Source organism: Nocardiopsis sp. NPDC101807 (assembly GCF_044766605.1).
Taxonomy (GTDB): domain Bacteria; phylum Actinomycetota; class Actinomycetes; order Streptosporangiales; family Streptosporangiaceae; genus Nocardiopsis; species Nocardiopsis tropica.
Genome location: NZ_JBIWMK010000001.1, coordinates 248,554 through 268,582 on the forward strand (window position 1 = coordinate 248,554; position 20,029 = coordinate 268,582).

Annotated in this window: 18 protein-coding genes; 10 read left to right on the forward strand and 8 right to left on the reverse strand. The window is 75.9% G+C overall.

All coding sequences use genetic code 11. The features are described 5' to 3' along the window. The coding region (locus ACIRPH_RS01160) for a tectonin domain-containing protein (RefSeq protein WP_402907884.1) at positions 1-208 on the reverse strand (208 nt) is incomplete at its 3' end. A 467-nt stretch (positions 209-675) separates the two neighbouring features. Between ACIRPH_RS01160 and ACIRPH_RS01165 the strand changes: the two genes are divergently transcribed. Next, the gene (locus ACIRPH_RS01165; RefSeq protein ID WP_402907886.1) at positions 676-2,991 is read left to right on the forward strand and encodes an FdhF/YdeP family oxidoreductase; all 2,316 of its coding nucleotides are present in this window, start codon (positions 676-678) and stop codon (positions 2,989-2,991) included. Between the two features lie 84 nt (positions 2,992-3,075). On the opposite strand, the gene ACIRPH_RS01170 is transcribed toward ACIRPH_RS01165, so the two are convergent. Further along, entirely contained in the window at positions 3,076-4,422 is a 1,347-nt protein-coding gene (locus ACIRPH_RS01170; protein ID WP_402907888.1) for a TIGR01777 family oxidoreductase, read from the reverse strand. 238 nt (positions 4,423-4,660) lie between these two features. Here ACIRPH_RS01170 and ACIRPH_RS01175 point away from each other — a divergent pair, with 238 nt between their 5' ends. Beyond that, positions 4,661-5,296 carry a histidine phosphatase family protein gene (locus tag ACIRPH_RS01175; RefSeq protein ID WP_402907890.1) on the forward strand — a complete coding sequence of 212 codons (636 nt, stop codon included), beginning with the start codon at positions 4,661-4,663 and terminating at the stop codon, positions 5,294-5,296. Positions 5,297-5,350: 54 nt separating this feature from the next. Here the strand turns inward: ACIRPH_RS01175 and aroQ are convergent, their stop codons facing one another. Then, on the reverse strand, positions 5,351-5,815 hold the full coding sequence (gene aroQ / locus ACIRPH_RS01180) for a type II 3-dehydroquinate dehydratase (protein WP_402907892.1): 465 nt from the start codon (positions 5,813-5,815) through the stop codon (positions 5,351-5,353). Positions 5,816-6,213: 398 nt separating this feature from the next. Here aroQ and ACIRPH_RS01185 point away from each other — a divergent pair, with 398 nt between their 5' ends. Continuing rightward, on the forward strand, positions 6,214-8,010 hold the full coding sequence (locus ACIRPH_RS01185) for an acyl-CoA dehydrogenase (protein WP_402907894.1): 1,797 nt from the start codon (positions 6,214-6,216) through the stop codon (positions 8,008-8,010). 254 nt (positions 8,011-8,264) lie between these two features. On the opposite strand, the gene ACIRPH_RS01190 is transcribed toward ACIRPH_RS01185, so the two are convergent. Next, entirely contained in the window at positions 8,265-8,639 is a 375-nt protein-coding gene (locus ACIRPH_RS01190) for a hypothetical protein (protein ID WP_402907896.1), read from the reverse strand. 497 nt (positions 8,640-9,136) lie between these two features. On the opposite strand from ACIRPH_RS01190, the gene ACIRPH_RS01195 reads away from it, so the two are divergent. Further along, positions 9,137-9,658: a DinB family protein gene (locus tag ACIRPH_RS01195; protein ID WP_402907898.1), complete on the forward strand. Its 522-nt coding sequence runs from the start codon at positions 9,137-9,139 to the stop codon at positions 9,656-9,658. A gap of 244 nt (positions 9,659-9,902) precedes the next feature. Next, positions 9,903-10,742 (forward strand): phosphotransferase enzyme family protein, encoded by an 840-nt coding sequence (locus ACIRPH_RS01200; RefSeq protein ID WP_402907900.1) that lies wholly within the window; start codon positions 9,903-9,905, stop codon positions 10,740-10,742. 37 nt (positions 10,743-10,779) lie between these two features. On the opposite strand, the gene ACIRPH_RS01205 is transcribed toward ACIRPH_RS01200, so the two are convergent. From ACIRPH_RS01205 to ACIRPH_RS01215, 3 genes are all read right to left on the reverse strand, one after another. Beyond that, positions 10,780-11,280, reverse strand: coding sequence for a metallophosphoesterase family protein (locus ACIRPH_RS01205; RefSeq protein ID WP_402907902.1), 501 nt, complete (start codon positions 11,278-11,280; stop codon positions 10,780-10,782). 38 nt (positions 11,281-11,318) lie between these two features. Next, entirely contained in the window at positions 11,319-12,086 is a 768-nt protein-coding gene (locus ACIRPH_RS01210; protein ID WP_402907904.1) for an enoyl-CoA hydratase/isomerase family protein, read from the reverse strand. Between the two features lie 79 nt (positions 12,087-12,165). Next, entirely contained in the window at positions 12,166-13,995 is a 1,830-nt protein-coding gene (locus tag ACIRPH_RS01215) for a serine hydrolase domain-containing protein (RefSeq protein WP_402907906.1), read from the reverse strand. A gap of 194 nt (positions 13,996-14,189) precedes the next feature. On the opposite strand from ACIRPH_RS01215, the gene ACIRPH_RS01220 reads away from it, so the two are divergent. The 5 genes from ACIRPH_RS01220 (at position 14,190) to ACIRPH_RS01240 (ending at position 19,520) form a co-directional block, all read left to right on the forward strand. Beyond that, the gene (locus ACIRPH_RS01220; protein WP_402907908.1) at positions 14,190-15,971 is read left to right on the forward strand and encodes a sensor histidine kinase; all 1,782 of its coding nucleotides are present in this window, start codon (positions 14,190-14,192) and stop codon (positions 15,969-15,971) included. After that, positions 15,968-16,624 carry a response regulator gene (locus ACIRPH_RS01225; RefSeq protein WP_402907910.1) on the forward strand — a complete coding sequence of 219 codons (657 nt, stop codon included), beginning with the start codon at positions 15,968-15,970 and terminating at the stop codon, positions 16,622-16,624. Before ACIRPH_RS01220 ends, ACIRPH_RS01225 begins: the two co-directional genes overlap by 4 nt. Before the next feature lie 214 nt (positions 16,625-16,838). Then, the gene (locus tag ACIRPH_RS01230; RefSeq protein WP_402907912.1) at positions 16,839-17,291 is read left to right on the forward strand and encodes a MarR family winged helix-turn-helix transcriptional regulator; all 453 of its coding nucleotides are present in this window, start codon (positions 16,839-16,841) and stop codon (positions 17,289-17,291) included. A gap of 166 nt (positions 17,292-17,457) precedes the next feature. Next, positions 17,458-18,732 carry an MFS transporter gene (locus ACIRPH_RS01235; protein ID WP_402907914.1) on the forward strand — a complete coding sequence of 425 codons (1,275 nt, stop codon included), beginning with the start codon at positions 17,458-17,460 and terminating at the stop codon, positions 18,730-18,732. Positions 18,733-19,061: 329 nt separating this feature from the next. Then, entirely contained in the window at positions 19,062-19,520 is a 459-nt protein-coding gene (locus tag ACIRPH_RS01240; RefSeq protein ID WP_402907916.1) for a hypothetical protein, read from the forward strand. A 130-nt stretch (positions 19,521-19,650) separates the two neighbouring features. On the opposite strand, the gene ACIRPH_RS01245 is transcribed toward ACIRPH_RS01240, so the two are convergent. Next, positions 19,651-19,986, reverse strand: coding sequence for a hypothetical protein (locus ACIRPH_RS01245; protein ID WP_402907917.1), 336 nt, complete (start codon positions 19,984-19,986; stop codon positions 19,651-19,653). Positions 19,987-20,029 lie beyond the last annotated feature (43 nt).

The window sequence follows — 20,029 nt, forward strand, 5'->3', positions numbered from 1 at the left end:
TGTTCGCATTCACACCCCACACCGTGCCGTCAGCAGCCGCACTGATGTCCGTGAGGCCGCCGGGAACCTTGACCCAGGGGTTGGCGTCGTCGTTCGTGAAACGGTAGATGGCACCGTTGGCGTTCACACCCCACACATTGCTCCGGGACCCCGCCGAGATCTTCGTAAGACCACCAGGAATGTTCTTCCAGTGCGCCATGACACCCATCTCTGTTCGCTTCGTACACTGCACCGACCACTTGACGAAATGCGTTTCACGACGGCCCGGTCCGCAGGGGACCGTCCAGCGGGACGGCGAGCGGGGAATCCGCTGCGGGAAAGGGATGGGCCGGGGGAGACTCGCCTCCGACTCCTTTTCATCCGAAACCCGGGGGCGTCGCCCCAGCGAGATTCCCGGCACCGGAGTCGGACAATCCCCCAGGACCCGTTCCGGCCAGTATCACGGGAAGCATTCCCAGGGGTGGATATCCATGATAATGAGAGGACAAAAACACCATTACCATACAATATTAGTATTGCGAAAATATATTCTTATGTCATGAAAAGTCGCTCTGTCGAGGGGCGTGCGGTCCCCCCTTCGCGCGGCCTCCACCGCGGACCCGGCAGCCGCCCCACCGCCCCTGACCGGCCGGGCCGCTCCCCCGGCGTCACGGCGCCGAGGGACGCGATGCCACAATGCGAAGTGTGAGACACCAGAACTCCGTACAGCACGATCCCGCCCAGGACTCCCCCACGGTGGGCCCGCCCAAGACCAGCGCGGCGGGCATGCCCGCCGTGCTCAACAGCGTCCGCCACGTCGGTGAACAGGCCGGGGTCCGGCGCGGGCTGCCCGCCATGCTCGCGATCAACCAGAAGCGCGGCTTCGACTGCCCCGGCTGCGCCTGGCCCGAGGGCGACAAGCGGCACACGGCGGAGTTCTGCGAGAACGGCGCCAAGGCGGTCGCCGAGGAGGCCACCTCCCGGGCCCTGACCCCCGAGTTCTTCGCCCAGCACCCGGTCGCCGAGCTGGCCGGGCGCTCCGGCTACTGGCTGGGGCAGCAGGGCCGCCTCGCCCAGCCCATGTACCTGGCCGAGGGCGCCGCCCACTACGAACCGGTGAGCTGGGACCGCGCCCTGGACCTGGTCGCCGAGGACCTGCGGGGGCTGTCCTCCCCCGACGAGGCCGTGTTCTACACCTCGGGCCGCACCAGCAACGAGGCCGCCTTCCTCTACCAGCTGTTCGCCCGGCAACTCGGCACGAACAACATGCCGGACTGCTCCAACATGTGCCACGAGTCGTCGGGCTCCGCCCTCACCGAGACGCTGGGCGTGGGCAAGGGCAGTGTCTCCCTGGAGGACCTGCGCAAGGCCGACCTGATCATCGTCGCCGGGCAGAACCCCGGCACCAACCACCCCCGGATGCTCTCCGCCCTGGAGAAGGCCAAGCGCTCCGGGACCCGGATCATCACCGTCAACCCCCTGCCCGAGGCCGGCATGCGCGAGTTCCGCAACCCGCAGAAGGCGGGCGGCCTGCTCGGACGCGGCACGGAGCTCACCGACCTGTTCGCGCAGATCCGTCTGGGCGGCGACCTCACCCTGTTCTCGGCGGTCAACCGGCTGCTGCTGCAGGCGCAGGAGCGCGGGGAGGAGGTCCTGGACCGCGACTTCATCGCCACCCACACGCACGGGTTCGAGGAGTTCTCCAAGGACCTGCTGGCCGAGCCGGACGAGGAGTTCTGGCCCCGGGTCGAGAGGGCCACCGGCCTGGAGCGGGAGCTCGTCGAGCGGATCGCGGAGATGGTCACCGGGTCGGAGCGGATCATCGTGTGCTGGGCGATGGGCCTGACCCAGCACAAGCACTCGGTGCCGACCATCCGCGAGGTCGTCAACTTCCTGCTGCTGCGCGGCAACGTGGGGCGACCGGGCGCGGGCGTGTGCCCGGTGCGGGGCCACTCCAACGTGCAGGGCGACCGCACGATGGGGATCTTCGAGCGCCCCGCGGAGGCGTTCCTGGACGCCCTGGGCGCGGAGTTCGGGTTCGAGCCCCCGCGCGAGCACGGCCACGACACCGTCAACGCCATCCGCGCGATGGCCGACGGCGACGTGCGGGTGTTCTTCGCGATGGGCGGCAACTTCGTGGCGGCCACGCCCGACACCCTGGTCACCGAGGACGCGATGCGCCGGGTGGGGCTGACGGTGCACGTGTCCACCAAGCTGAACCGCTCGCACGTGGTGACGGGGGCTCGGGCGCTGATCCTGCCCGCGCTCGCGCGCACCGACCGCGACCTGCGCGACGGCGAGCCCCGGTGGGTGACCGTGGAGGACTCGATGGGCAAGGTGCACGCCTCCCACGGGGTGCTCCCGCCCCTGTCGGAGGGCATGCGCTCGGAGGTCGACATCATCTGCGACCTGGCCCGGCGGGTGCTGGGCGAGGAGCCCGTGGCGTGGTCGGAGCTGTTCGACTACGACCGGGTCCGCGACCACGTGGCGGCGGTCGTGCCGGGGTTCGAGGACTTCAACGCCCGTGCGCGCAAGCCCGCGGGGTTCACCCTGCCGCACGCGCCGCGCGACGACCGGCGCTTCCCCACCGAGACGGGCCTGGCGAACTTCACGGTCAACGGCACGTACGCGCCGGAGGTGCCGGAGGGGCGGCTGCTGCTGCAGACGCTGCGCTCGCACGACCAGTACAACACGACGGTGTACGGCCTCGACGACCGGTACCGGGGCATCAAGGACGGCCGCCGGGTCGTGCTGGTCAACCCGGAGGACGCACGCGAGCTGGGGCTGGAGGACGGCTCCTACACCGACCTGGTGGGCGAGTGGCGGGACGGCCGGGAGCGGCGCGCGGCGCACTTCCGCGTGGTGCACTACCCGACGGCGCGCGGGTGCGCGGCCTCCTACTTCCCGGAGACCAACGTGCTGGTCCCGCTGGACTCCACCGCGGAGGTGAGCAACACCCCGACGTCGAAGTCGGTGGTGGTGCGCTTCGAGCCGGACTCCGGCGCCGCCTGAGGCGGGGAGGCCCCGGCGCGTCCCGCGGGCCGCGCCCCCGTCCCCCCGGCGGGCTCCCGCCGGGGGGACGGCCGCGCCGCCGCCTCACACGGGGCGCTCCCGGCCGAAGAGGTGGGCGAGCGCCCCCTCCAGGCGCGGGTACCGGAAACGGTGCCCCGCCGCCTCCAGACGGGCCGGGGCCACCCTCTGGTCCGCCAGCGCCACCTCGTCCGCCCCCTCCCGTCCCAGCAGGAGGGCCGGCCCCCAGCCCGGCACCGGCAGCGCCGCGGGGCGGCGCAGGACGCCGGCGAGCGCGTCGGCGTGCTCGGCGCCGTGCACCGGGTTCGGCGCCACCCCGTTGACGGGGCCCGTCAGCGCCCCGTCCAGGACGGCGCGCACGTAGACGTCCGCGAGGTCGTCCACGCCGATCCACGACATCCACTGCTGGCCGTCGCCGATCTTGCCGCCCAGCCCCGCGGCGAACAGCGGGTACTGCAGACCCAGCACTCCCCCGGCGGGGCTCTGCACGATGCCCGTGCGCACCCGCACGCACCGGGCGCCGCCCTCGGCCGCGGGTTCGGCGGCCTCCTCCCAGTCCGCGACCAGGTCGGCCAGGAACCCCGTCCCGCGAGGGCTGTCCTCCGTGAGGACCTCGTCCCCCCGGTCCGGCCCGTAGTAGCCGATCGCCGACGCGGTCACGAACACGCGCGTCCCGCTGCGGGCCACCAGCCGGGCGAGCGCGCGCGTGGGGCCGACACGGCTGTCGCGCAGGGCCTCCTTGTGCTGCTCCGTGAACCGCCCGAACAGCGGCTCCCCCGCCAGGTGCACCAGGGCGTCGACGCCTTCGAGCAGGTCGGCGGCCGGTTCCTTGGGGTCCCAGCGCCGTTCGTCCGGGTGGGCGGGGTCCCTGCGCACCAGCCGGACCACCCGGTGCCCGCCCGTGGTGAGCAGCGAGCACAGGGAGCGCCCCACCAGCCCGCCCGCTCCGGTGACCGCCACGGTCACCGGGCGGTCGTTCCAGGCCCGCGCCCGCGCCCCGGCCGCCAGGTCGTCGGCGAGCTGGGCGTGGCGGTAGGCGAACATGGGCCGCAGCAGCGCCTCGGGGACGGAGGTGGCGACCCGGTCGACGACGCGGGTGCTCTCCCCGGTCTCCGCGACGAAGTCGTGGGCGTGCGTCCAGGACAGCAGCGTCGCCAGCGGCTGGGACACCAGCCGGTCCGCGAACCTGCGGGGCGGGTCGTACCGCTCCGGGAGGTGGCGGGCCTCCCAGCGCAGGCCGCCGGGGAACGAGAGCACCGCCGTTCCGTCCCTGAGGGAGTCCGCCTCGGCGGCCAGGCGCACCGGCTGCCAGGGCGGGGCCAGCCGGGCGAACGCGCCCGGCCGCGCGTGCCAGTCGAAGACCTCGTCGCGCGGTGCGGGCACCACGCTCGAATACCGGAAGACCATGGTCATCCCTCCGTGTCGCGTGTGGCCACGGTAACGCGAAGGCCGCCGGAGACCGCACGCGCGCCGCCGGGCTCCGGCCGAGCGGAGCCCCGGGCCCCTCCGTCCCCGGCCCGCCGGCCCACCGGGCCCGTCGCGGGACGCCCCTGCGGTCGGCACCGCCCTCCACCACCGCGAACCGACCGGACGGTATGCCAACGGGGCCCCGGCGCGACGACGGTCCCGGGCCCGCTCGTACCCTGGGGCGATGCCAGCGATCTATCTCATCCGCCACGGGAAGGCCTCTCCGGAGGCCGAGGACTACGACGAGCTGAGCCCCACCGGCCACGAGCAGGCCCGGCTGCTCGGCGCCGAGCTCAAGCGGCGCGACCTCCGGATCGGCGCGGTCGCCACGGGGGCGCTGCGCCGCCAGCGCCAGACGGCGGCGGCCGCCCTCGCCGAGGCGGGCATCGACACCGCGCCCGCCACCGACCCCCGGTGGGACGAGTACGACCACCTCGGCCTGCTCGGCCCGCACCTGGCGGCGACGGGCACGCTCCAGGAACGCCTGGACGCGGCCCTGACCTCGTGGATGGGCGCCGGGGGGAGCGGGCCGGGCACCTGGGAGGGGTTCCGCGAGGGGGTGCACGCCGCCCTCACCGACCTGGTCGCGGGGCTGGGGCGCGGAGAGACCGCGCTGGTGTTCACCTCGGCGGGGGTGGTCGCGGCGGTGTGCTCGACCCTGCTGGGCACCTCCCCGGCCGGGTTCCTGGCGATGAACCGGGTGGTGGTCAACGGTTCGGTGAGCAAGCTGCTGCACGGCCGCGGCGGCACCCGGGTGCTGTCCTTCAACGACCACGCCCACCTGGAGCAGGGCGGCCCCGCGCTGATGACCTACCGCTGAGGTGCGCCCGTCCCGGCGGCGGACCCCGCCGGGACGGCCGCGCCGGCCGGGGCCTCAGGCGCGGCGCTCGGCGTCGCGCCGGAGCACCGCGCGCAGGGCGAGCTCGTAGCCGAACACCCCGCACCCCGCCACGTACCCGGCCGCGACGGGCGCGGTCACCGACGTGTGCCGGAACTCCTCGCGCGCGTAGACGTTGGAGATGTGCACCTCCACCACGGGGGCCTCGACCGCGTCGATCGCGTCGCGCAGGGCGATGCCGTAGTGGGCGTAGGCGCCGGGGTTGAGCACCACTCCGGCCCAGTGCCGGGCGGCGTGGATCCGGTCCACCATGACGCCCTCGCTGTTGCTCTGCGCGCACACCACCTCCACCCCCAGCTCGACGCCGAGGGCGACCACCCGCCGTTCGACCTCCTCGAGGGTGACGGTGCCGTACTGCTCCGGGTCGCGGGTGCCCAGCAGGTTGAGGTTGGGACCGTTGAGCAGCAGGACGGTGCGGGAGGGCTCGGCGGCAGCGGACATGGGGCAGTGCTCCTTCTGGTTCGGTGGCCACCAGCCTAGGCGTACCGACCCGAGAGGTCAGGTAGGCGGGTGGCGGCAGGGCCGCCGACGGCGGTGGGGAACCGGTGGCGACCGTCGTGGCGCAGCCGCCCGGTGAGCGCCCCCGCGCGTTCGGTGCCGCCGGCGCAGGGGTGGGCGCAGGCCCGTTCCCCGGCCGGGGCGCGGTGGAAGCGTTCCGCCCTGCCGTCGGCCCGGGGCCGGCCGAGCGCGGTCGGCGCGCCGGGGGCGGCCCGGAGGCGCGAGCTCGGGACGGCCCGCGGACCATGCCCCCCGGACGGTCCCGTGACCCCCGTCACGGAGGAGGCTCCGGGAACGGATACCATACCGACCAGTCGGTCAAAATTTCCGAGGAGGCGACCGTGGCGTCCACCCTGCTGTCCGCGCGTGACCTGCACTTCCTGCTCTACGAGTGGCTCGACGCCGAGGCCCTCACCGCACGCCCCCGCTACTCCGACCACTCGCGCGAGACCTTCGACGCCGCCCTGGAACTGGCCGAGCGCGTGGCCACCGACCACTTCGCCCCGCACAACAAGGCCAACGACGCCAACGAGCCGCGCTTCGACGGCGAGCGCGTCCACGTCATCCCCGAGGTCCGCAAGGCCCTGCAGGTCTACGCCGGGACCGGCCTCGCCGCCGCCGGGATGCCCGCCTCCGTGGGCGGGGCCCAGATGCCGCAGGTCGTCTCCAGCGCGTGCGGCGCCTACTTCCAGGCCGCCAACCTGGGCACCTCCGCCTACCCCTTCCTCACCTCCGGCAACGCCCGCCTCCTCCTGGCGCACGGCAGCCCCGAGCAGGTCGACACGTGGGTGCTCCCCATGGTGGAGGGGCGCTTCACCGGCACCATGTGCCTGTCCGAGCCGCAGGCGGGCAGCTCCCTGGCCGACATCACCACCCGCGCCGAGGAGGACGGCGAGGGCGGCTACCGGGTGTTCGGCAACAAGATGTGGATCTCGGGCGGCGACCACGAGCTGACCGAGAACATCGTGCACCTGGTGCTCGCCAAGCTCCCCGGCGGCCCGCCCGGGGTCAAGGGCATCTCCCTGTTCGTCGTCCCCAAGTACCTGGTGGAGGCGGACGGGACGATCGGTGAGCGCAACGACGTCGTCCCCGCCGGGCTCAACCACAAGATGGGCTACCGGGGCACCGTCAACGCCCTGCTCAACTTCGGCGAAGGGGCGCACACGCCGGGCGGCCGGGCCGGCGCGGTCGGCTACCTGGTGGGCGAACCCCACCAGGGCCTGCGGTACATGTTCCACATGATGAACGGCGCCCGGATCGGCGTGGGCGCCGGCGCCGCGGCCGTCGGCTACACCGGGTACCTGAAGTCGCTGGCCTACGCCCGCGAACGGCTCCAGGGGCGCCCGCTCGGCGACAAGGACCCGGCCCGGCCGCAGACGCCGATCATCGTCCACACCGACGTGCGGCGGATGCTGCTCGCCCAGAAGAGCTACGTGGAGGGCGCCCTCGCCCTGGTGCTGTACTGCGCGCGGCTGGTCGACGAGGCGGCGAGCACCGACGACGACGCCGGGCGCGAGCGCGCGAACCTGCTCCTGGACGTCCTCACCCCGATCGCCAAGAGCTGGCCCTCCCAGTGGTGCGTGGAGGCCAACAGCCTGGCCATCCAGGTGCACGGCGGGTACGGGTACACCCGCGAGTACGACGTGGAGCAGCACTACCGGGACAACCGGCTCAACCCGATCCACGAGGGCACCCACGGCATCCAGGCCCTGGACCTGCTGGGCCGCAAGGCCGTCCAGGACGGCGGAGCTCGGCTGGCACTGCTGGTGGAGACCGCGCAGCGGACCGCCGACCGCGCCCGGGGGCTGGGCGGGGACGAGGCCGTGTACGCCGACCTGCTGTCGGCGGCCCTGGCGCGGACGGCGGAGACGGCCGCCTCCGCCTGGGCCGGGGGCGACCCCGCGGTGGCGCTGGCCAACGCCACCCCCTACCTGGAGGCGGTGGGCCACGTGGTGGTGGCGTGGCTGTGGCTGGAACAGCTGGTGGCCGCGCACGGCAGGGAGGGGGACTTCTACGAGGGCAAGCGCGCCGCGGCGGCGTACTTCTTCCGCCACGAACTGCCCCGCACCGGACCGCAGTTCGACCTGGTGGCCTCCCGTGACCGCACCGTCCTGGACGTCTCACCCGACGTGCTCTAGGACCCGTCGCAACGGCGTCGACGGCCCCGGGGGCGCCCGCACACGAGGTGGGGGCGGGCGCCCCCGCCGGGCACGGGGTCCGCCGGGCGGGCGTCCGCCACGGGACGGGCCGCAGACCGGCCCCGGCGCGGACGGCGGCCGGGTCCGGGAAAGAGGAACAGGACCGGTGCCGGGGAGCCCGAACTCCGCGCGGGCGGGGGTCGTTGCCGGGTGCGGGTCGGTCCGGTGGCACGGGCGCCCCGGCCGGAGGCCCTCTACACCCCCGTCGGGTACAGGCGGAGCTCCGCCGCGGTGCAGCGGACCCAGTCCCCGGCGGAGGGTCCGGCCCCGCACGCCTCCAGCAGGAGGAGGCCGCCGCCCACCCGCAGGACCACGACGGCGCCCGCCCCCGTCCCGGCCTGCTCGACGCGCCCCGCGACCAGCACGGCCCCGGAGCCGCCCGGAACGTCCTCGACGCGATCGCGTCCCGGCTCCGCCCGGGCGAACACGACCTCTTCGGCCACGTCCAGCTCCACATCGTGCTCCCCGGGCACGGGCAGCGCCGGGCCCGCCCACCGACCCGTGGCCGCTCCGGCCGCGCACCGGAACCGGACCGCCGCCTCGTCCACCCCGGTCACCGTGATCCGCATCCGCTCCCCCTCTGACGTCCCCCGCCGGGGCGGACCCCGCGTCCGGTCCCGTCGAGCCCACGGCACGAAGGTACCGGCGGGGCGGGCGCCGTGCGGCCTCCTCGGGGCGGCGGTGTGACGGGGCGGGGTCCGGAAGGCCCCGAGGGCGCCTCGGGTGGAGGGGGTCCTCCTCGGCGCCCCCGGGGTGTCCGGTGGCCCGGGCGGGCGGGCCCGGACTCCGGATCCCGGGCCCGTGGGGTGTTCCTACCCCGAGGACCACCCTGTGCATCCACACGGTGACCCCCGGTCTGCCAGCCGGCATTCCAGGTCGGCGGACAAGACGGCTGACAACCGGCGGCGATCGTACGCGGGGGCCTTCCTTCGCACGCGCCGAGGCGCCCGGGGCTCCCTCCGCGTCCCCGACCGGCCCGCGCGCCGACGGAGGAGTGCCCCGGCCCGGGGCGGCCCGCCCGAAAACCGCTTCGGTCCGGAGGGTCTCCTGTGCCAGGGTGGTCCCCATGCCCGAGACACCCCGCGAACTGCTGCGCTGGCAGTCCGACCTCACCTGGTCGCTGTTCGAGTACCACCTGGAGCGCCTGGAACCCGGCGACTTCCTCTGGGAACCCGGCCCCCTCTGCTGGACCGTCCGCCGTGGGGAGGACGGGGTGTGGACCCCGGACTGGGCTGACGCCGAGCCCGACCCCGTGCCCGTCCCGACCGTCGCCTGGGTCACCTGGCACATCGGCTGGTGGTGGTCGGTGACCCTCGACCACCTGCGGGGACGTACCCCGAGGGGCCGGGAGGACGTGGTCTGGCCCGGTGCGGACGAGGCCGTCGCGTGGCTGCGCGGCCTGCGCACGGAGTGGCTGGAGGTACTGGACGGTCTGGGGGCCGAGGACCTCGACGCGCCCGCCGCCTTCCCGTGGCCGCCCGGCTCCGGCCAGACCGTCGCCCACACGGTCGCGTGGGTCAACGCCGAGCTGATGAAGAACGTCGCCGAGATCGGCCAGCTGCGCATGCTGCGCGCCGCCCGGCCCTGACCCCGGCGCCCGGCCGTGCGAGCGGCCCGCCCGGTCCCCGCCCGCGCGGAGAGGACCGGGCGGGTGGCCGTCCGACGCCGTGGCGCAGGGCCCGCGCCGGGAGCCGTGTCCTCCACCGGGCCTCCCCCGGTGTCCGGCTGGACAGGGACCCGGGGCTCGGGGAGCATCGGAGCGGTTCCCCCGCTCCCCGCCCCGGCGGCGGGCGGGCGGTTCCGCGTTCCCACCGGACGAACGGAGGCACCCCATGACCGACCGGTTCCGCGACGAGCACGACGGCCGACCCGCCGAACCCCTGGTCGGCGACGGCGTCACCCCCGGCATCGTGCGCGTGGGCGACACGGTCCGGCGCCCGCTCCGGCCGTTCACCGCCACGGTCCAGTCCTACCTCGCCCACCTGCACCGGGCCGGTTTCACCGCCGCGCCGGAGCCGCTCGGCGTCGACGGGCAGGGCCGCGAGGTGCTGACCTACGTCCCCGGCGAGGTCCCCCGGGAGCCGCTGCCCGCCGACGCCGCGGGCGAGAACGTCCTGGTCGCGCTGGCGCAGCTGATCCGGCGGCTGCACGGGGCCGCCGACGGCTGGGTTCCGCCGGCGGACGCGGTCTGGGGCGGCATCCCCGGAACCGCCGCCGTCGACGACGCCCCGGTGGAGGGGGAACCCGAACTGGTCGGCCACCGCGACTACTGCCCCGGCAACGTCGTCTTCCGCGAGGGCCTGCCCGCCGCCCTCATCGACTTCGACCTCGCCCGGCCCACCACCCGCCTCTACGAGATCGCCAACGCCCTCTACTGGTGGGTGCCGCTGCTCGACCCCCGGGACCGCGCCCCCGCCTTCGCCGGCCTCGACGCGGCCCGCCGGGTCGCCGTCTTCGTCGACGCCTACGGGGCCTCCGGTCGGCAGCGCGCGGAACTGGTGCCCCTGGCGACACGGATGATCCACCGCTTCCACCGCAGGGCCCGGGCCGCCGCCGGGAGCGACCCGGTCTTCCGCCGCATGTGGGAGGAGGGCGTCCGGGACCGCATGCCCCGCGCCGAGGCCTGGATCGCACGGGAGGGCCCCGCCATCGCCGGACGGATCGCCCCCTGAGCACGGGCCGGGCGCGGTCACGCCGGACCGGCCCCGCTCAGGCGGGTTCGATCCGGTGCAGCCGGACCCCGGTGAGGGCGCCGTCGGCCGCCTCCGCCGTCATGTAGGTGTGGTGCGGCCGGCGCCGGCGGTCCGTGGGAGAGCCCGGGTTGAGCAGCCGCAGCCCGCTGTCCGCGCTCGTGTCCCACGGGATGTGCGAGTGGCCGAAGACGAGGACGTCGGCGTCGGGGAAGCGCGCGGCGCACCGCTTCTCCCGGCCCGCCGCCTGCCCCGTCTCGTGGACGACCGCGAACCGGACGCCGCCCAGGGTCGCCCTCGCCACCTCGGGCAGGCGTGCGCGCAGTTCGGGCCCGTCGTTGTTGCCGTGGACGCCCACCACCCGCGCGGCGCGCGCCTCCAGGGCGTCGAGCGCCTCGGGGACGCACCAGTCCCCCGCGTGGACGACCGCGTCGGCGCGCTCGACCTGCGCCCACACCGACGGGGGCAGGTCGCGGGCGCGCTTGGGCAGGTGGGTGTCGGAGATGATGAGCAGGCGCATGGCACGCCAGGGTAGCCGTCCCACCGTCCGGCGCGGCGCTAACGCCCCGTGAACACGGGCGCGGTCCGCGCCAGCGAGGCCGCGATGCCGGCCGCGGCGTCCTCCGTCGCGAGCAGCCGCGTCTGCTCGGCGATCTCGCGCTCCATGGCCGCGCGGACCTCGTCCGTGTACCCGGCGCGCAGGGTCTCCCGCATCGACCGCACGGCCAGCGGCGCCCCGGCGGCGATCTCGTGCGCGAAGGCCACGGCGGCCTCCCGCACCGCGCCGTCCTCGACCAGCCGGTCGGCGAGGCCGAGGGCGAGGGCCCTCTCACCGCCGACCCGCCGGGCGGTGTACAGCATCTCGGCGGCGCCCTGCGCGCCGACGATCCGGGGCAGGGAGGCGCTGAGGCCGAAGCCCTGGTGGATGCCGAGCGCCCCGAAGTTGGCGTGGAACCTGGTCGAGGGCGCGGCGACGCGGAAGTCGGCGGCGCACGCCACGCCGAGGCCGCCGCCGACCGCCGCTCCCTGCACCGCCGCGACCACGGGCACCGCGAGGGAGAACAGCCGCAGCCCCTGCGCGTAGACGGCCTCGAGGGTGGCGGCCGGGTCGGGCCCGACCCCTTCGCCGCCGAAGTCCACCCCGGCGCAGAAGTGCCGGCCCTCGGAGCACAGGACGATGGCGCGGCACCCGCGCGCGCCCTCCAGCTCGGCGGCGGCGTCCGCGAGGTCGCGCAGGAGCGCCAGGTCGAAGTGGTTGTTGGGCGGGCGCCGGAACTCCAGGACGCCGACGTGGCCGTCCACGCTCACGGACAGGTCGTCACTCACGGGTGCCCTCCCGGGGCTGTCGGTGCGGGGCCCGTCCGGCCCCGTCGACCGCCCGGCTCACCCCGCGTACGCGGTAGTTCTACCACCCGGCCCTTCCGGCGCCCCCGGCCGGGCCGGACGGGGCCGGGGCGTCGGCGGCGCCGACCGCACCCGCGGGCCGCCGGGCGGCGCGGACGAGCGCCGCGGTCCGGGCGGCGAGGACCGCCAGGCACACCAGGGCAGTGGCGGCGACGAAGGCCAGTGCGGCCGGGATCCCGTAGAACCGCTGGAGCCAGGTGCCCTCCCGCCCGCCCATCACCCAGGTGATGACCGGGTTGACCAGGGGGAACAGGAGGGGCGGCAGGGCGTAGGGCAGCAGCCGCAGCGCGGTCCGCCACCGGGGCGGGCCCGCCCGCCTCCCGGCCCAGGCCCCGGCCCGGCGCACCCCGAGCACGCCCAGCCCCGCCACGGTCAGCGTGGCGGCCCCGAAGGCGGCGTCGACCTTCCACAGGGACGAGTCCGCCCCGGCCGGCGTCCTGCCCTCGGTCAGGTCGAGGACCCCCTCGACCAGGCCCCACGCGTCGTTCTCGGTGAGGGTGATCCCGCTGTTGAACAGCGCCACGACGCCGTACCCGGTTCCGGGGACGAGCACCTGGTAGGAGCTGTACGTGGACAACGCCCCGCCGTGCCAGACCCGTGTTCCGGAGGAGCCGTCGGCCGATTCGCGCCGTATCCATCCGAGGCCGTACCGGCCCCCGGGCGCGGACGGGGTGTGCGTCAGCTCCACCCCCTCGGCGGAGAGCAGCCGCTCGCCGCCGGGGGCCCTCCCGCCGCCGACCTGGAGGAGCAGCCACCTGGCCATGTCCTCCGCGGTCGAGACGACGTCCCCGGAGCCGGTCCCGAACGCGGGCGGTTCGGCGACGGGGACGTTGGCGCCGAAGGCGCGGATGTGTCCCGGCGCGGGTCCGGGGCGCGCGCCGCCGCCGTGCGCACGCGGGCCGGGGGCGTCCGGGCCGGGGGAACGGGTGTCGTCCATGCCCGCCGGGGCGAACACGTGCCGTTCCAGGTACTCGGCGAAGGGCTCCCCGGACACGACCTCCACCAGGCGGGCCGCCACCTGGTAGTTGGGGTTGTGGTACTGCCACCGCTCCCCCGGAGCCGACGTGAGCTCGGCGTCGCGCAGCCGGGCCACCGCCTCGGCGAGGGTGGCGGGCTGCGGGGATCCGGCGACGTCGGGGTGGCCCCGGTCGGACAGGCCCGAGCTCTGGTCGAGGAGCTGGCGGACGGTGATCAGGTCGCCGCGCGGGTCGGCGGTGGTGAACTCGGGCAGGTGGTCGCGGACCGGGTCGTCCAGGTCGACGGCGCCGCCCTCCACCAGCTGCATGACGGCGAGGGCGGTCATCGACTTGCTGAGGGAGGCGATGCGCATGGGCGAGTCAGCACGCAGGGGCTCGCCGTTCCCGTCGTGCCCGTAGCCTCCCGTGTGCACGACCCGGTCCCCGCGGGTGACCGCGACGGTCGCCCCCGGCAGGCCGACGCGTTCGAGGTGGGCGGTGATGAAGGCGTCCAGCTCCGCCGCGTCCACGCCGCCGGCCCCGTCACCGCCGGAACCGGCGTCCCGGTCGGCGGCCCCCGGTGCCGGGCCCGGCTCTCCGGGCGGGGCCTCCGGGCCGCCGTCCGCGATCCCGTCCTGTACGGGACCCGCTCCCTGCAACGGGTCCTGCCCCGCGACCGCCTCCTCGGGGACGCCGTCCGCCGGGGCGGCGGCCGCCGGCCCGCCCAGGACGAGGGCGGCGGCGGTGGCCAGGGCGAGGACCGCCCCCGCGCGGGAGGGCCGCCCCCGGCGGGGTCCCCGGTCGTGCTGTCCCGCCGGTGCGGCCGGGTCGCGGCCTCCCGCGTCCTGGTTCGCGGTGTCTCCGGTGTCCTTCATCGTGCCCTCCCGAGGCCGTGGTGTGCCCGCCCGTCGCGGACCAGTGGGACGTTAGGCCCCGTGCGGCCCCGCGCACCTCACCCGGACGTGTCCGGCCGGAGGGGCGGCCCCGCCCCCGACGCGGTGTCGGCCTCCCCGGAACCGGCACTTTCGGGTGAGGCCGTGCCGAACGGCCGTTCTGTAGCCTGACCGCTGTGCGAAAGACGGCGGGGATCAGGACGCAGGACCCTGTTCACGGGGGCGGTGAGAGCGGCGGCGCCCCGGGCCGCGCGACCCGGGGAACCCTCCTGTGCGCCGCCGTCCTGGCCTCGGGGCTGAGCTGCCTCGTGCCGCTCACCGCCGCCACGGCCCTGACCGGGAGCGGCGTCGCCCTGGCCTCGCTGGCGCTGGCGGCCGGCTGGAACCTCCGGGGGCGGGTGACCGGCGCGGGCGCGGCGGCCGCGTTCCTGGTCCAGCCGGCCGCCGCCCTCGCCCTGGGGCAGGACACGACCTCGGCCCTGGCCAGGGGCGTGCTCGCGGTCGTGTGCGCGGTACTGCCGTGGCTGGTGGGCCGCTACCTGCGGGTGCGCTCGGACTCCGCCGGGCTCGGCTGGCGGCGCGCCGAACTCCTCGAACGGGAGCGGTCGGTGGCGGCCGAGCGCGAACGCGTCCGGGAGCGCGAGCGCATCGCGGCGCGGATGCACGACTCCCTGGGCCACGAGCTCAGCCTGATCGCCGTGCGCGCCGGGGCCCTGGAGGTCGCGCCCGGGCTGGGCGCGGAGGACTACCGGCGCGGGGTGGCCGAACTCGGCGCGGGGGCGATCGGCGCGGTCGAGCGCCTGCAGGAGATCATCGGGCTCCTCCAGGCCGGGGGCGCGGAGCCCGCCGGACCCGGGACCGGCGACGGCGACCTGGCCGGTCTCGTCGGGCACGCCCGGAACGCCTCCCTGGAGGTCGGCCTGACCGGCGGGCGGCTGTGGGAGGGGATGCCCGCCGAGGTGCGCGCCCTGGTGTACGTCGTGGTCCGGGAGGGGCTGACCAACAGCGCCAAGCACGCACCCGGCGCACCGGTGGCCGTGCGGGTGGACCGGCTCGGGACGCGGGCGTCCGGCGCCGGCGCCCCGGGGGCCGCCGTCCTCGCTTCCTCCGGCCCGTCGACCGGTGACGGGGCCGGGGTCCGGCCGGCGCGGGCGCTCCGCGGTCCCGCCGGTGCCGCCACCGTCACGGGGGACGCGGTCTCCTCCGCCGGCGGACCGGACGCCACCGCCTCCAGCGGCCCGCCGGCCTCCCCCGACGAACCGGCCCCGGCCCCGGCCCCCGCGGAGGGCTACACGGTCTCCGTGGTCAACGGCTCCGCGACCGAGACCCCCGTCCTGGCCTCCGGCGGGTCCGGCCTCGCCGCGCTGCGCGCACGGGTGCGCGCCGTCGGCGGGACCCTCTCCGCCGGTCCGACGCGGACCGGCGGGCCGGCGTCCCCGACGGGCGCCGGGTTCACGCTCACCGTGCGCCTCCCGACCCCCTCGGCCCCCGGCCCGGACCCTTGCGCCCCCAGCTCCGCCCCGGAGCCCTTCCCCTCCGCCCCCGAGTCCGCGCGGCAGCGGGAGCGGAGCCGGAGCCGCACCGGCAGGGCGCTGGCGGCGGCCTTCGCGGTCCCCGCGGCCCTGCTGACGGCCCTGGTCGTCCTGTGGGCCGGGCACTACGCCCTGGTCTCCTCCCGTGCGGTCCTGGACCCGGCCGACTTCGCGTCGCTGCGGGTCGGGGACCCGCGGTCGGCGGTCGCGCCGGTGCTCCCGCCGTCCACCATGCCCGACCCGCCGGACACGGGGCCGGTGCCGAGCGGATGGACCTGCGACCACTACCGCTCCCGGACGGCCCTGCCGGGTTCGGGGGCGGACGCCTACCGGCTGTGCTTCGCGCGGGACCGCCTCGTCGCCAAGGACGCGGTCCCGACGGGCGCCGGGAGCGCACCGGAGGCCGGGGAGGGCGGGGACCGGTGATCCGCGTCCTGCTGGCCGACGACGAACCCCTCATCCGCGCGGGGATCGCGGCCATCCTCTCCTCCGACCCCGGCGTCACCGTCGTCGCGCAGGCCCGCGACGGGATCGAGGCCGTGGCGCTCGCCCGCCGCGAACGCCCCGACGTGGCACTGCTGGACATCCAGATGCCCGGCGCGGACGGCTTCACCGCCGTGGAGGCGATCCGCCGCACCTGCCCGACGACCTCGATCGCCATGCTGACGACGTTCGGCCAGGACGACTACGTGGCCAGGGCGCTGGACGGCGGGGCCGACGGCTTCCTGCTCAAGGCCGCCCCTCCGCGCGAACTCGTCACGGGGGTGCGGACCCTCGCCGAGGGCGGCGCGTTCCTGTCGCCGAAGGTCACCGGCCGGGTCGTCGCGGGCTTCCGCAACCGGAGGGAGTTCCGCGCGGAGGCGGCCGACGAGCGCCTGGGCGCCCTCACCCCGCGGGAGCGGCAGGTCCTGGCGCTGGTGGGGGCGGGGATGTCCAACGCGGAGGTGGGCCGCGCCCTGCACCTGGCGGAGGACACCGTGAAGACCCACGTCAGCGCGGTCCTCGCCCGGCTGGGGGTGCGCAACCGGGTCCAGGCGGCCCTCATCGCCCACGACGCGGGGCTCACCGCCGGGGGCTGAGCCCGCGCCCCCTCCCCGGAGGCCGCTGCCGGGACCGCGGCCGGTTCCGGACAGCGCGGGCCCCGCCGACCCGGACCGGACGCCCGTCCCGATCGGCCCGCGCCCCCTCCACGTGCGCGAACGCGGCCACGGGGCCCGCCGACCGCACCGACGTGCCCGGCGCCGCCCTCCCGCCGTGGCGGGACCCGGGGGCCGCTGCGGCTAGCCTGGCCGCGTGAGGAACAACGAGGGCCGTGAGGACGACGAGGTCGCCGAACTGCTGGTCCGCCTGATCAACATCAGCAACCGCCTCGCCCGCTACGCCGCGCACGCGACCGGGGAGCGCACCTCGCCCGCGACCTGGCGCGCGCTCAGCGTCCTGCGGGAGAAGGGCCCGCTGCGGCTGGGCGTGCTGGCCGACCACTGCCGGGTCCGCCAGCCCACCATGACGGTGATCGTCGAGTCCCTGCTCTCCTCCGGGTACGTCGAGCGCCGCCCCGACCCCGACGACGGGCGCGCCAACCTCCACGAGCTGACCGCCGAGGGGGAGGCGGCGCTGGACGACTGGAGGTCCCGGATCGGCTCGGCGCTGACCCCGCTGTTCACCGACCTGTCCGAGCACGAGCGGACCCTGCTGGCGGACTCGGTGCGGCTCCTGGACGGCCGGCTGCGGCGCGGCGAGGCCTGAGCGGGCCGCTTCTCCCCCGGCCCCTTTCCGGTCCCTCCCCCGAACCCTCCCGGCACGGGCGGGAATCCCCGAGGATTAACATAGGTTACCTATATGAATCATCGCGAGGACCCCGACCGCACCGGCCGCCGTCCTCCCCACCGACGACCGACAGGAGTTGCGAGACATGGTGGCGGAGACCGACAACGAGCGCACCGCCCCGCACGGGGCGGGTGACGCGCCACCCCGACAGGAGGGCTCGATCCTCCGGCAGCCGCGCGCGGTGTGGGCGGTGGCGTTCGCCTCCGTGATCGCGTTCATGGGCATCGGGCTGGTCGACCCGATCCTTCCCGCGATCTCCCGCAGCCTGGAGGCCACCCAGACCCAGACCTCGCTGCTGTTCACGAGCTACCTGCTCGTCACCGGCCTGGCCATGCTCGTGACCAGCTGGGTGTCGAGCCGGATCGGGGCCAAGCGCACCCTCCTGCTCGGACTGGCCCTGATCGTGGTCTTCGCGGCCGCCGCGGGGGCCGCGGGCGACGTCGGGTCCGTGATCGGCTTCCGCGCCGGCTGGGGGCTCGGGAACGCCTTCTTCATCTCCACCGCCCTGGCCACCATCGTCGGCGCGGCCAGCGGCGGCTCCTCCTCCGCGATCGTCCTCTACGAGGCGTCCCTGGGACTGGGCATCGCCACCGGACCGCTCATGGGCGGACTGCTCGGCAGCGTCAGCTGGCGCGGACCCTTCTTCGGCACCGCCGTGCTCATGGCGGTCGGGTTCGTCACGATCGCCACCCTGCTGCGGAGCGACACCATCGCCGGGACGGCGCCGGTCCCGCTGTCGGCGCCGTTCACGGCGCTGCGCGAGCCCGCCGTCCTGGTGCTGGCCTTCACCGCGCTGTTCTACAACATCGGCTTCTTCGCGCTGCTGGCGTACACGCCCTTCCCGCTGGGCCTGGACGAGATGGGGCTCGGGTTCACCTTCTTCGGCTGGGGACTGGCCGTCGCCGTCACCTCCGTGTTCGTCGCCCCCGTCCTGACCCGGCGGTGGCGCCGCACGGGCGTCCTGTGGGCCGCCCTGCTCCTGCTCGCCGCCGACCTGGCCGCCGCGGGCGCCCTCATCTCCTCCACGGCGGGCCTGATCACCTGCGTCGTGCTCGGCGGACTGCTGCTGGGCGTGCTCAACACGGTGCTGACGGAGTCGGTGATGGAGGCCAGCGACCTGCCCCGGCCGGTGGCGTCGTCGTCCTACTCGGCGATCCGCTTCCTCGGCGGGGCGGCCGCTCCCCCCGCGGCCTCGGCGCTGGCCGCGGCCCTGTCCCCTGGCGCCCCGATGTACGCGGCGGCGGGCTCGGTCGTCGTGGCCGCGCTGATCGTCCTCCTCGGGCGCCGGGCGCTGCGCAGGGTCGACGACGGCCCCGAGCCCGCCGAGGTCGAGGCCCAGGCCATCGCCCTGGGCCGGTGACGGATCGTCCGGGCCGTGCGGCCAGGGCGGCCACGGGCTCCGGCGGCAGCCGCCGCCAGAGCCCCTCCGCGCCATCCGCGCACGGTACCGGCGAGGACCCGGCGCACCGCGCGGCCGAACCGTAGGACCGTGGCGGCCGGGCACCGCTCCTGCGCCGTGCGTCCGCCCCCGCCCGAGGGGGAGCCACCGCGCCCCGAACCCGGCGGGAAGAGGCGGTCCGGGCCGTCGCGCCGGGGCCCGCGAGCGCGGCCCCGAGGTCGCTTCTCGACGTACACGGGCGAGACCCGGCGCGGATGCCCCGGGGGAGCGCCTTCCCTAACGTCGGTGGCATGACCGGACAGAAGCGCTCCACCCTCGGCCTGCCCCTCATCGCCCTGATCGGGCTGGCCCTGCTCGCGGCGCCGCGCGTGGTGCTGCACGACCTCGGCCTCATCCAGGAGGGGACGTTCGTCAACGCGTTGTTCGTGTTCGTCCCGCTGGTCGTATGGATCGCCGCGGCCGTCCTGGCCCGGGTGCCGAACCCGTTCCCGACCCTGCTCGTCGTGGGCGCGTTCTACGGGGTGTTCCTCGCGCTCGGACACCAGCTGCTGTGGAACGTCGCCTGGGAGGGCGACCCTCCGGCCCTCGGCGGCAACCTCGCGGACCTGCCGCCCCTGGCGCACGCGGTCGTCATCCGCGGCTTCGCGGTGGTCGGCAGCCTGGTGACCGGGGTGGCCGTCGGAGCGGTCACGGGGCTGGTCGCCTGGGGCCTGGCCGCGCTCGTCCGGCTCCGCTCCGCCAGGACCTGAACCGCCCCGGTCCTGAACCGCAGCGCCGGGCGGGGGCCGCACGGCCCCCGCCCGTGACGGCGGCGCGCCCGCCCGGAAGGCTCCGGACGGGCGCGCCGACGGTGCGTGCGCGAAGCGGCGGCGAGACGCCTCACTGCGGGGCGTTCTCCGGAACACGCCGGACGGGCAGGGCCTCGGCCGCCGGTTCCGCCTCGGGGGGCTCCCACCCCGTGAAGTGCCAGACCCACCGCGCGGTCCCGTCCAGCGGCCGGTACCGGGCCACCGGCGGATCGGGGCGCACGTCGCCCGGGACCACCAGGTCCGCGCCCAGGTCCTCCCACGGCACGCCGAGAATCTCGTCGCGGGTGAAGACGTCCTCCATCACCAGGCCGGACCAGGCACGCGGCCCACCGACCAGGCACACCTGGATGGGATCGTCACCATCCTCGTACCCCCTGACCTGACCTTCGTCCTGCTCGCTCTCCATGAGTACATCCTCCGACGCGCGGGCGCGTCACGGGGGACGCGGG

Coding starts and splice junctions, on each gene's coding strand:
- ACIRPH_RS01165 (WP_402907886.1), top strand. CDS start 676: ATGCGAAGTGTGAGACACCAGAACTCCGTACAGCACGATCCCGCCCAG.
- ACIRPH_RS01170 (WP_402907888.1), bottom strand. CDS start 4,422: ATGACCATGGTCTTCCGGTATTCGAGCGTGGTGCCCGCACCGCGCGAC.
- ACIRPH_RS01175 (WP_402907890.1), top strand. CDS start 4,661: ATGCCAGCGATCTATCTCATCCGCCACGGGAAGGCCTCTCCGGAGGCC.
- aroQ (WP_402907892.1), bottom strand. CDS start 5,815: ATGTCCGCTGCCGCCGAGCCCTCCCGCACCGTCCTGCTGCTCAACGGT.
- ACIRPH_RS01190 (WP_402907896.1), bottom strand. CDS start 8,639: ATGCGGATCACGGTGACCGGGGTGGACGAGGCGGCGGTCCGGTTCCGG.
- ACIRPH_RS01195 (WP_402907898.1), top strand. CDS start 9,137: ATGCCCGAGACACCCCGCGAACTGCTGCGCTGGCAGTCCGACCTCACC.
- ACIRPH_RS01200 (WP_402907900.1), top strand. CDS start 9,903: ATGACCGACCGGTTCCGCGACGAGCACGACGGCCGACCCGCCGAACCC.
- ACIRPH_RS01205 (WP_402907902.1), bottom strand. CDS start 11,280: ATGCGCCTGCTCATCATCTCCGACACCCACCTGCCCAAGCGCGCCCGC.
- ACIRPH_RS01215 (WP_402907906.1), bottom strand. CDS start 13,995: ATGAAGGACACCGGAGACACCGCGAACCAGGACGCGGGAGGCCGCGAC.
- ACIRPH_RS01235 (WP_402907914.1), top strand. CDS start 17,458: ATGGTGGCGGAGACCGACAACGAGCGCACCGCCCCGCACGGGGCGGGT.
- ACIRPH_RS01240 (WP_402907916.1), top strand. CDS start 19,062: ATGACCGGACAGAAGCGCTCCACCCTCGGCCTGCCCCTCATCGCCCTG.
- ACIRPH_RS01245 (WP_402907917.1), bottom strand. CDS start 19,986: ATGGAGAGCGAGCAGGACGAAGGTCAGGTCAGGGGGTACGAGGATGGT.